9 protein-coding genes are annotated in these 11,412 nt (G+C 63.2%); 2 read left to right on the plus strand and 7 right to left on the minus strand.

All coding sequences use genetic code 11. The annotated features are described in order from the left end of the window. Positions 1 to 41: 41 nt before the first annotated feature. The 7 genes from araH to B348_RS0129400 are packed head-to-tail and all read right to left on the minus strand — an operon-like array spanning position 42 to position 8,384. Positions 42 to 1,010, minus strand: a complete 969-nt coding sequence (gene araH, locus B348_RS0129370; RefSeq protein ID WP_017739597.1) for an L-arabinose ABC transporter permease AraH — start codon at positions 1,008 to 1,010, stop codon at positions 42 to 44. A gap of 9 nt (positions 1,011 to 1,019) precedes the next feature. Next, positions 1,020 to 2,522, minus strand: a complete 1,503-nt coding sequence (gene araG, locus B348_RS0129375) for an L-arabinose ABC transporter ATP-binding protein AraG (protein WP_017739598.1) — start codon at positions 2,520 to 2,522, stop codon at positions 1,020 to 1,022. After that, positions 2,519 to 3,523 (minus strand): substrate-binding domain-containing protein, encoded by a 1,005-nt coding sequence (locus B348_RS0129380; RefSeq protein ID WP_017739599.1) that lies wholly within the window; start codon positions 3,521 to 3,523, stop codon positions 2,519 to 2,521. Before B348_RS0129380 ends, araG begins: the two co-directional genes overlap by 4 nt. 37 nt (positions 3,524 to 3,560) lie before the next feature. Then, positions 3,561 to 4,424 (minus strand): SMP-30/gluconolactonase/LRE family protein, encoded by an 864-nt coding sequence (locus B348_RS0129385; RefSeq protein ID WP_017739600.1) that lies wholly within the window; start codon positions 4,422 to 4,424, stop codon positions 3,561 to 3,563. 39 nt (positions 4,425 to 4,463) lie between these two features. After that, entirely contained in the window at positions 4,464 to 6,044 is a 1,581-nt protein-coding gene (locus tag B348_RS0129390; RefSeq protein ID WP_017739601.1) for an aldehyde dehydrogenase (NADP(+)), read from the minus strand. An 11-nt stretch (positions 6,045 to 6,055) separates the two neighbouring features. Continuing rightward, positions 6,056 to 7,045, minus strand: coding sequence for an AraD1 family protein (araD1, locus tag B348_RS0129395; protein WP_017739602.1), 990 nt, complete (start codon positions 7,043 to 7,045; stop codon positions 6,056 to 6,058). Between the two features lie 16 nt (positions 7,046 to 7,061). After that, entirely contained in the window at positions 7,062 to 8,384 is a 1,323-nt protein-coding gene (locus tag B348_RS0129400; protein WP_017739603.1) for an MFS transporter, read from the minus strand. Positions 8,385 to 8,578: 194 nt separating this feature from the next. On the opposite strand from B348_RS0129400, the gene B348_RS0129405 reads away from it, so the two are divergent. Next, positions 8,579 to 10,315 (plus strand): IlvD/Edd family dehydratase, encoded by a 1,737-nt coding sequence (locus B348_RS0129405; RefSeq protein ID WP_017739604.1) that lies wholly within the window; start codon positions 8,579 to 8,581, stop codon positions 10,313 to 10,315. Between the two features lie 48 nt (positions 10,316 to 10,363). Further along, positions 10,364 to 11,086 (plus strand): FadR/GntR family transcriptional regulator, encoded by a 723-nt coding sequence (locus B348_RS0129410; RefSeq protein ID WP_017739605.1) that lies wholly within the window; start codon positions 10,364 to 10,366, stop codon positions 11,084 to 11,086. The last annotated feature ends 326 nt before the right edge of the window (positions 11,087 to 11,412 follow it).

Raw genomic sequence — 11,412 nt, forward strand, 5'->3', positions numbered from 1 at the left:
CCGAGGTGATGCTATCGCAGGCAAGCCAGCTCCCACAGGAATCAGCGTTGTTTCATGCGGTCGATTACAACCGCCAGCAGCAGGATCGAGCCACGGATCACGTATTGATAGAACGTATCGATATTCTTCAGGTTCATCGCATTCTCGATAATCGCCAAAATCAGCACCCCGGCAATCACATGCCGAATCATGCCAACCCCACCACTCAACGACACCCCGCCCAACACGCACGCCGAGATCACCGTCAGCTCAAAACCCTGGCCGATCATCGGCTGGCCCGAGGTCATGCGTGACGCCAGGATCACCCCGGCCAGCGCGCCGATCAGGCCGTGCACGGCAAAGATCAGGATCTTGGTGCGGTCCACATTCACCCCCGCGAGCAACGCCGCTTCCGGGTTGCCGCCGATAGCCATGGTGTTGCGCCCGTAGGTGGTGTAGTTGAGCAGCCAGCCAAAAAACAGGAAGCACAGGATGGTGATCAGGATCGGCACCGGCACGCCCAGCAACTGGCCGTTGCCGAACACGAAGAACTGCTCCTGGGACACACCCACCGCCTTGCCATTCGCAAAGATGTAGGCCAGGCCGCGCACGATCTGCATGGTCGCCAGCGTGGTGATCAACGCGTTGACCCGCAGCTTGGCAATCACGATGCCGTTGATCAGCCCAACAACCAGGCCCATCAACAGTGCCGCGCCAATGCCGAGCATGACGCTGTCGGTATCACGCATCACGATGGCCGCGACCACCCCGGCGCAGGCAATCACCGAGCCCACCGACAAGTCGAAGTGCCCCGACGCCAGGCAGAACAGCATGGTGCACGCGGCAATGCCGACGGTGGAAATCGCCAGGCCCAGGCCGCGCATGTTCAGCGGCGAGAGGAAGTTGTCGATAAGCAACGCGCACAGCAAAAAGATACTCACCGCCGCCAGCAGCATGGCCCAGTTGTCGAGCAGTGCGCGCAGGTCCAGGGGTTTGCGTGCCGTGGGCAACGCGTTGTGTTGAGTGGTCATAGTCGTCTCTCAGTTCGCCACGCTGCGCGGCAAAGCCAGTTGCAGCAGGTTGGATTCAGTCGCGTGGGCGCGGGTTTGTTCGCCGCGTAGCGCGCCTTCGCACAGCACCAGGATGCGGTCGCTGATGCCCATCACTTCCATCAGGTCGCTGGACACCACGATCACCGCAATGCCCTGGGCCGCGAGGTTATGGATGATCTGGTAGATCTCCGCCTTGGCGCCGATATCGATGCCGCGGGTCGGCTCGTCCAGCAGCAGGACTTTCATCGGCATCGACAGCCAGCGCCCGAGGATCGCCTTCTGTTGGTTGCCACCGGACAGGTACATGATTTTCTGTTGCGCGTTGGGCGTCTTGACCTTCATCGCCTTGATCTGCTGGTCGGCGTTGCCTTTTTCCCAGCCGTCGCGCAACAGCCAACCGAACGCGGAATGGGCACTACGGGCGCTGATATTGATGTTCTCGGCGAGGCTGGACAGCGGGATGATGCCTTCCTTCTTGCGGTCTTCCGGGCACAGCAGCACGCCGGCGGCGATGGCGTCGCGCGGTGAGCGCAGGTGCAACGGCGCGCCGCACAGTTCCAGGCTTCCGGCACTGGCGCGCTCCAGGCCGCTGAGCAGGCGGAACAGTTCAGTACGCCCTGCCCCGACCAGTCCGAACAGGCCGAGGATTTCACCCTTGCGCACGTTGAAGCTGATCGGCTCACGCAGGCCGAGGCCTTGCAGACCGTCGACCTTGAGCGCCACGTCGCCATGCTCACGCGGGCGATAGTCGTAGATGTCCTGGATATCGCGGCCGACCATGCACGTCACCAACTGGTCATGGCTCAGTGCGCTCATGTCGTCGAAGGTGCGCACAAAACGGCCGTCCTTGAACACCGTCACCGCGTTGCAGATGCGGAACACCTCCTCCATGCGATGGGACACGTAGAGCACCACTTTGCCCTCGTCGCGCAGGCGCGTGATGATCGCCATCAGGCGGTCAATTTCCCGCGCCGACAGGCTGCTGGTGGGTTCGTCAAAGGCGATCACATGGGCGCCACGGGACAACGCCTTGGCGATTTCCACCAGTTGCCGTTGGCCCAGGGACAACCGCCCCAACTTCTCCTCTGGGTCGATTTCATCCGCCAGGCCCTTGAGGCAAGCGAGGGCCTGCTTGCGCAGCAGCCCCCGATTGACCACGCCAAACCGCGACGGCAAGTGCCCGAGGAACAGGTTCTCGGCCACGGTCATTTCCGGCACCAGGTGCAGCTCCTGGTGAATCACCGCCACGCCGCTGGCGATGCTGTCGGCCGCGCACTTGAAGGCCATCGTCTGCTCGCCAATCTGCACCGTGCCGCTGCTCGGGATATAGGCGCCGCCGAGGATTTTCAGCAGCGTCGACTTGCCCGCGCCGTTCTCCCCCATCAGCGCGTGCACCTGCCCGGGCTGGGCGCTGAAGCTGATGCCGTCCAGCGCCTTGACCCCGGGAAAGGTCTTGCCGATGCCGTCAAAGCGCAGGGCCGCAGCGGTCATTGCCACAACCCGATTTTGGTGAGTTCTTCCTTGAAGTTGTCGCGGGTGATCAGCGTCACTTCATCCATGGCGGTGTACTTCGCCGGTTCCGTGCCTTTGGTGACCCATTCGTACATCATCAACGCGGTGTTGTAGCCCTCGATATGTGGGCTTGGCAGCATCGAGCCGAAGAAACCGCTGTTGGGCTTTTTCAGTTCGCCGATGGCGTCGGTGCCATTGATGCCGATACCGATCACATTCGCCGCCTTGAAGCCGGCGCTTTCCGTGGCGCGTACGCCGCCGAGCACGGTGTTGTCGTTCATGCCGCCGATGATCAGGTTTTTCGCGCCGCTGGGCAGCTTGACCAGGGCCGAGTTGGTGGCGTCCATGCTGCCCGGCACGTCGAGGGTCTTAGCGGCGGTGAAGAGAATATGGTCCTTGGGCATGCCCGCTTCTTCCAGGGATTTGACCGAGCCGTCGGTGCGCTTTTTGCCGGTGTCGAGTTCGTTGAAGGTGTTGATCACGGCGTAGGTGTCTTTCCAATCCCAGCCGCGCTTTTTCGCTTCGGCGGCCATCGCCGCGCCTTGTTTCTGGCCGACCTCAAACGCCGCCATGCCCAGGTAAGGCACGTCCTCCATGAAGTTGCCCTTGGCATCGACAAAACGGTCGTCCACTGCGATCACCTTGAGGCCGTTGGCCTTGGCCTTGGCGACAATGGCCGGGCCGAGGGACACGTCCGGTGGGCAGATCACAAAACCCTTGGCGCCGTTGGCGGCCAGGCTGTCGATGGCCGACAGGGTTTTCTCGCCATCGGGCACGGCGATCTTGATCACCGTGAACCCGTGTTCCTTGCCGGCTTTTTCGGCAAAGGCCCATTCGGTCTGGAACCACGGCTCTTCGGCCTGCTTGACCAGGAAGCCGATCTTCACTTCTTCAGCGGCCAGCAACAGCCCGCTCAAGCTCATGGCCGAGACCGCCACAGCGGCGCAGCACAGGGAACGGATACCACGACGACGATTCATACGGTGACTCCTTGTTGTTGTTTTTAAGTCTTGGGGGTTAACCGGCAAAGCGGTGACAGGGCTTGCCTGGCACGTCGAGTTCGATTGCCAGCACGGCACCGTCCAGGGGATGCTCCAAAGGGCTGGCGGCGCTGGTGATATACAAAGTGGTGAGGTCTGGCCCGCCAAATACACAACTGGTGGGCCGGCTGACGGGCAGCTCGATGACGCGATCCACCCCGCCATCCGGCGCGATGCGCAGCAGGCAGCTGCCGTCCCAGCGGGCGTTCCAGATATAGCCCTCGACGTCCATCGCCGAGCCGTCCGGCCCGCCGCGTGCGTGGGGGCCGAACCAGGCATCGGCGGCGCCAAGTTGGCCGTCCGCCTGGATCGCAAACTGGTACAACGTGCCGTCCAGGCTGTCGCCAAAATGCACAAGGCTGCCGTCGTCGCTCCACAGCAAGGTGTTGGGAATGCCCAGGCCGCTGAGCAACGGCGTGACCCGCGCGTCGGCGTCGATACGAAACAGGCCGCCGGAACGCCGTGTCACCGGAAGGTCTTCACCGTCTACGCCGATGTTGTTCTGCATGGTGCCGAGCCACAGGCGGCCCTGGGCATCGCAGCGCGCTTCATTGCCACGGTTGCCCGGTTGCGGGTCGGCCACGCACAGCAGGGTCAAGGCTTCGCTGTCGAGGTCGAGGCGATACACGCCGCTGCTCAAGGTCACCAACGCATCGCCACGCTCGCACGGGATAAATGCCGAGACAGGCTCGGGCAACTGCCACACCCGCAACTGCCCGCCCATAAAACGCAGCGCCTGTTTGCCGGCGATATTCACCCAGTACAGCGCCTGGGTCGGCACGTCCCAGAACGGGCCCTCCCCCAGTTGCGCACGGTGTTCGGTAACGGCGTGAAACGACATGGTGCCTCCTGGATTTTTTGTTGTTCTCAGGTCTGCGTTTTACAACGGATCGCGCGACGGCGTGCCATCCACTAGCCGTTGGATACGCAACGGGTTGGCGTTTTTCAACGCATCCGGCAGCAGGCTATCAGGGTAGTTCTGGAAGCACACCGGGCGCAGGAAACGGTCGATGGCCAGGGTGCCGACCGAGGTGCCACGGGCGTCGGAGGTCGCAGGATACGGGCCGCCGTGCACCATCGCGTCGCAGACTTCGACGCCAGTGGGGTAGCCGTTGAGCAGGATGCGCCCGACTTTCTGCTCCAGCAGTGGCGTCAGTTCGGCGAACTGTTGCAGGTCATTCAGCTCGCCAATAATGGTCGCCGTGAGTTGGCCGTGCAGGCCATGCAGGGCGGCGCTGAGCTGGGCCCTGTCAGCCACTTCGACAAACACCGTGGTGGGGCCGAAGACTTCTTCCTGCAGCACTTCATCGCCATCGATCAGCAGGCGCACATCGGCCTTGAACAGCTGCGGCTGGGCTTGATTGCCCGCCTGTGGGTTGCCCGCCAGATGCTCGATGCCGGGGTGCGCGAGGAGTTTTTCCAGGCCCTTGCCGTAGCTGCCCAGGGTGCCGGCATTGAGCATGGTCTGCGCCGGTTGATCGCCGATCAATTGCGCCACCTGTTGGGTGAACGCGGTAAATGCCGGCGATGCGATACCGATCACCAGGCCTGGGTTGGTGCAGAACTGGCCGCACCCTTGCACCACCGACGCAGTGAGGTCGCGGGCGATGGTGTCGGCGCGGGCCTGCAGCGCCTGGGGCAAGACGATCACCGGGTTGATGCTGGACATCTCGGCAAACACCGGGATCGGCTGCGGGCGCGCCGAGGCCATGTCGCACAAGGCGCGACCGCCCTTGAGCGAACCGGTAAAGCCCACCGCCTGGATCGCCGGGTGCTTGACCAGGGCCTCGCCGACGCCGCCGCCAAAGATCATATTGAACACACCGGCCGGCATCCCGCTGGATTCGGCGGCACGCATAATTGCATCGGCCACGCATTCGGCCGTCGCCATATGCCCGCTGTGGGCCTTGAACACCACCGGGCAACCAGCCGCTAACGCAGCGGCGGTATCACCGCCCGCCGTGGAGAACGCCAGGGGGAAATTGCTCGCCCCGAACACCGCCATCGGGCCGAGGCCGATGCGGTATTGGCGCAGGTCCGGGCGCGGCAGTGGCTGGCGCTCGGGCAAGGCCTTGTCGATGCGCGCGCCGTAGAAGTCGCCGCGCCGCAGCACCGTGGCAAACAAACGCATCTGGCCGCTGGTACGCCCGCGCTCGCCTTTGATACGGGCGGCGGGCAGCGCGGTTTCGCGGCAGACCAGCGCGACGAAATCGTCGCCCAGCGCATCCAGCTCATCGGCGATCGCATCGAGAAACTGCGCCCGCCGCGCCGCACTCAGGGCGCGATAGGCTGGATACGCCTGCGCGGCGGCCTTGGCGGCGGCGTCGACTTCCTGCGGCGTGGCTTGGTAGAAATCCTGGGGCAAGGCTTCGCCGGTGCTCGCATCGACACTCTTGAGGGTCACGCTGCCGTTGGCGCTGCGCTCGCCGCCGATGTAGTTGTGGCCGAGAAACTGGGACATGAAGGGGCTCCTTAAAGGGTGATGACGTTGCCGGGTGCGAATGCCGCGTCGCTGCTGCCGACACGGTTGACCAGCGGCGCGCCGAACTCTGCCTGGCTGATCTCGAACACATCCCCCGGCTGGGTACGTATACCGTCGGCGAATGACAGCGTGGCGGTGCCGAAGAAGTGGATATGCACATCGCCCGGCCTGAGGAACTGGCGGTATTTGAAGTGGTGGTATTCGAGGTTGTCCAGGCTGTGGCACATGTTGGCTTCGCCGCTGAGGAACTCGTTCTGCCAGATCACTTCGCCGTCGCGCAGGATGCGGCTGCTGCCCGCCAGGTGCTGCGGCAATTCGCCGACGCGCAGCTCGGGGCCATAGCTGCAACTGCGCAGTTTGGAATGGGCCAGGTACAGGTAGTTCTTGCGCTCCATGACGTGGTCGGAAAACTCGTTGCCCACCGCGAAGCCGACGCGATAGGGCTGGCTGTCCGGGCCGATCACGTACAGGCCGCCGATCTCCGGTTCTTCACCGGCGTCTTCGGCAAACGGTGGCACCGGGAACGCGGCGCCGGGGCGCACGACAATGCTGCCGTCGCCTTTGTAGAACCACTCGGGCTGCACACCGGCAACGCCCGCTGCCGGTTTGCCGCCCTCCACACCCCATTTGAAGATGCGCATGGTGTCGGTCAGCGCAGTTTCGTCTGCGCCCTGGTGCATCTTGTCGCGGGCCGACGCGCTGCCGAGGTGGGTCAGGCCGGTGCCGCTGATGAGCATATGGGCGGGGTCGGGATGGTCCAGCGGCGGCAGGATCTTCAAGTCGGCCAGCAGTGCCGCGTAGTCATGGCTGGCACCCAGGCCCAGGCTGTCGACCTGTTGGGCCAGGCCGACACCGGCTTCGATGGCCGCCAGGGCCAGTTCACGCACGCTGCGCGCAGCCTTAACCTCGCGCAGCGTGTTGCCGTCCACCACGCCGACCCGGCGCTCACCGTTGGGCAATTCAAACTGAACTAAACGCATGCATCTTCTCCTTGAATCAAGTACGTGAAGCGCCACGGGCGCTGGCGGCGAATTGGTCGGCGGGCAGCACGTGCTTGCGTTCCAGCACGCGGTACACCACCAAGGTCAGGATCAGCCCGCACACCATCACCGCCGACAGGAAGTACAGGCCCGAGGCGAGGTTGCCGGTGTATTCCTTGAGCGCACCAATCACGAACGGGCCGATGTAGCCGCCGAGGTTGCCCACCGAGTTGATCAGCGCAATGCCTGCCGCCGCACTGGCGCCGGCGAAGAAACGCCCCGGCAAGGTCCAGAACACCGCCGTGCAGGAAAACAGCGCGAACGCCGCCAGGCACAGCGCGGCCATTTGCAGCACCGGCACGCTCAGCCACGCGCTGAAGAACAGGCCGATGGCGCCGAGCACATAGAGCACGGCGAGGTGGCCGTAGCGATCATTCAAGCGGTCGGAACTGCGCGGGATGATCAGCAGGCCGATGATGCCGAAGACGTAGGGCACGGCGGAGACGAAGCCGGTGGTCAGGTCGCTGCCGCCAAACTGCTTGATCAGGGTCGGTAGCCACAGGCCCAGGCCGTAGATGCTCAGGGTCACTGGCAAGTAGAACAGCGCCAGCAGCAACACCCGTTTGTCCTTGAGGGCATGCAACGGGTTGCCGTGGCGGGTCTGGCCGTAGGCTTGCAGGTCTTTTGCGAGTTCGCCGGTGAGCCAGGCTTTTTCCTCATCGCTCATCCAGCTGACCTGCTTGGGGCCGTCCGGCAGGTAGCGCAGCACCGGCCAGGTGAGCAGGATCGCCGGGGTGCCAATCACGATGAACAACCATTGCCAGCCGTGCAGGCCGAGGATGCCGTCCATGCCCAGCAGGCCGCCGGACACGGGCCCGGTGATCATCATCGCAATCGGCTGGGACAGGATGAACAGCCCGAGGATCTTGCCGCGATGGCGTACCGGGAACCATTGGGTGATGTAGTACAGCACGCCCGGGAAGAACCCCGCCTCCGCCGCGCCGAGCAGGAAGCGCATCACATAGAAGCTGTGCGGCCCCTGCACGAAGGCCATGCCGATGGTGATCGCACCCCAGGTGATCATGATCCGCGCAAACCAGCGCCGCGCGCCGAAGCGGTCGAGCATCAGGTTGCTGGGGATCTCGAACAGGAAGTAGCCGATAAAGAACAGGCCTGCGCCCAGGCCATAGGCGGCATCACCGATGCCGATGTCGGCGCCCATGTGCAACTTGGCGAAGCCCACGGCGGAACGGTCCACGTAGGCGATCAGGTACAGCAGGATCAGGAAGGGAATCAGTTTCAGCGTGATGCGCCGAATAAGCCGCAGTTCCTGGCTCATGGGGGTCGATCTCCACATTGTTGTTTTTATAGAAGCTCGGGGCACGCCTCTCGCGGAAATCCGCCAGGGCCATACCTCAGTTGAGACCGACTATATAGTATGACTATTTGCAAAACAACTCTTCCAAATAGGCGTTTTTGCGCTTATGTTTAAGCACGCACAGAACATATAGTCATACAATAAGAGAATCGATCATGTCTGATAAAAAGCCCGGCCTACGCTCCGCCCAGTGGTTTGGTACCGCCGACAAGAACGGCTTCATGTACCGCAGCTGGATGAAGAATCAGGGCATCGCCGACCATCAGTTCCATGGCAAGCCGATCATCGGCATCTGCAATACCTGGTCGGAGCTGACGCCGTGCAACGCGCATTTCCGCCAGATCGCCGAGCACGTCAAACGCGGCGTGATCGAGGCCGGTGGCTTCCCGGTGGAGTTCCCGGTGTTTTCCAATGGCGAGTCCAACCTGCGCCCCACCGCCATGCTCACCCGCAACCTGGCGAGCATGGACGTGGAAGAAGCGATTCGCGGCAACCCGATTGACGGCGTGGTGCTGCTGACCGGCTGCGACAAAACCACCCCGGCCCTGCTGATGGGCGCCGCCAGTTGCGACGTGCCGGCGATCGTGGTCACCGGTGGGCCGATGCTCAACGGCAAGCACAAGGGCCAGGACATTGGTTCGGGCACCGTGGTGTGGCAGCTCAGCGAGCAGGTCAAGGCCGGCACCATTACCCTGGATGATTTCCTTGCGGCCGAGGGCGGCATGTCGCGCTCGGCGGGCACCTGCAACACCATGGGCACGGCCTCCACCATGGCGTGCATGGCCGAAGCGCTGGGCACCTCGTTGCCGCATAACGCGGCGATTCCGGCGGTGGATGCGCGGCGGTATGTGCTGGCGCATATGTCCGGCATGCGTGCGGTGGAGATGGTGCGTGAAGACTTGAAGCTGTCGAAGATCCTCACCAAAGAGGCGTTTGAAAACGCGATCCGGGTGAATGCGGCCATCGGCGGTTCGACCAACGCGGTGATCCACTTGAAGGCCATCGCCGGGCGCATCGGTGTCGAACTCGACCTCGACGACTGGACTCGCATGGGCCGTGGCATGCCGACCATCGTCGACTTGCAGCCGTCGGGGCGCTTCCTGATGGAAGAGTTCTACTACGCCGGCGGCCTGCCTGCGGTGTTGCGTCGCCTCGGTGAAGCCAACCTGATCCCCCATCCCAATGCCTTGACGGTGAACGGCAAGTCCCTCGGCGAGAACACCAAGGACTCGCCGATCTACGGCAGGGACGAAGTGATCCGCACCCTCGACAACCCGATCCGCGCCGACGGCGGCATTTGCGTATTGCGCGGCAACCTGGCGCCGCTGGGTGCGGTGCTCAAGCCTTCCGCCGCCAGCCCGGAGCTGATGCAGCATCGCGGCCGTGCGGTGGTGTTCGAGAACTTCGACATGTACAAGGCGCGCATCAACGACCCGGCGCTGGACGTGGACGCCAACTCGATCCTGGTCATGAAAAACTGCGGGCCCAAGGGTTACCCGGGCATGGCCGAGGTGGGCAACATGGGCCTGCCGGCCAAGCTGCTGGCCCAGGGCGTGACAGACATGGTGCGTATTTCCGACGCGCGCATGAGCGGCACGGCGTACGGCACGGTGGTCTTGCACGTGGCACCGGAAGCCGCTGCGGGCGGGCCGTTGGCTACGGTGAAGGAAGGTGACTGGATCGAACTGGACTGCGCCAACGGTCGCCTGCACCTGGACATCCCCGACGCCGAGCTGGCGGCACGCATGGCGGATCTGGCGCCACCGCAAAAAATGATCGTCGGCGGTTATCGACAGCTGTATATCGACCACGTATTGCAGGCGGACCAAGGCTGCGACTTTGACTTCCTGGTGGGTTGCCGCGGGGCGGAAGTCCCCCGGCATTCCCACTAATTGGGATGCTATGATGCCGCGTCTTTAAGTCAGAGCCTTCCCGTCGTTATGGATCACCAGCCGCCCAAGCCGCGCAAGAGCATGCATGCCCAGATCGTTCAGGACTTGGGCATGCACATCGTTTCCGGGCGCTTCAAGCCCGAAGAAAAGCTGCCCCTGGAGGCCACGCTTTGCGAGGAGTACAAGGTCAGCCGCTCGGTGTTGCGCGAAGCCACGCGGGTGCTCAGCGCCAAGGGCCTGGTGTATTCCAAGCCACGGGTGGGTGCGGTGGTGCGGCCACGCTTGAAATGGCATTTGCTCGACCCGGACGTGCTGTCCTGGCTGATGCAGTCCACGCCCCACAGCGAATTCTTCAACACCCTGGCCGGTGTGCGACGCATCCTCGAACCGGAGATCGCCGCCATGGCCGCGACCACCGCCACCGATGAAGACATCGCCACCATCGAAAAAGCCTACCTGGGCATGGAAACGGCGAAGACCCACGAAGAGCTGTTGCAGGCCGACCTGGACTTCCACCGCGCAATTGCCGACGCCACGCGCAACGACCTGCTGGCCTACATGTGCAACATGCTCTCGCTGCCGCTGCGCGAGTCGATCAACATCACCAACCGCCGCCCGGATATCCAGGGGCTGAGCCTGCCTCGGCACAAGGCGATCCTCACCGCGATCCAGAACCGCGATGCACTGGGTGCGCGGCATGCGTCGCTGGTGCAGTTGGATGACACGCGGGTGGCGTTGGATACGGTGATGAATGTGTTGACGCCGCTCTGACAGCCGAGCTTTATCAGGCATAAGACATTTCAAATGTGGGAGCGGGCTTGCCCGCGATAGCGCTCTATCAGCAATAGATTCATTGGCTGACACACCGCTATCGCAGGCAAGCCAGCTCCCACATTTGACCGTGTTCACACATCAGCATGTGGGAACAGATCAACCACTGTGGGAGCGGGCTTGCCCGCGATAGCGGTCTATCAGCAGCAGATTCATTGGCTGACACACCGCTATCGCAGGCAAGCCAGCTCCCACATTTGACCGTGTGCACACATCAGCATATGGGAACAGATCAACCACTGTGGGAGCGGGCTTGCCCGCGATAG

The sequence above is a fragment of the Pseudomonas sp. CBZ-4 genome, from assembly GCF_000346755.1.
GTDB lineage: Bacteria > Pseudomonadota > Gammaproteobacteria > Pseudomonadales > Pseudomonadaceae > Aquipseudomonas.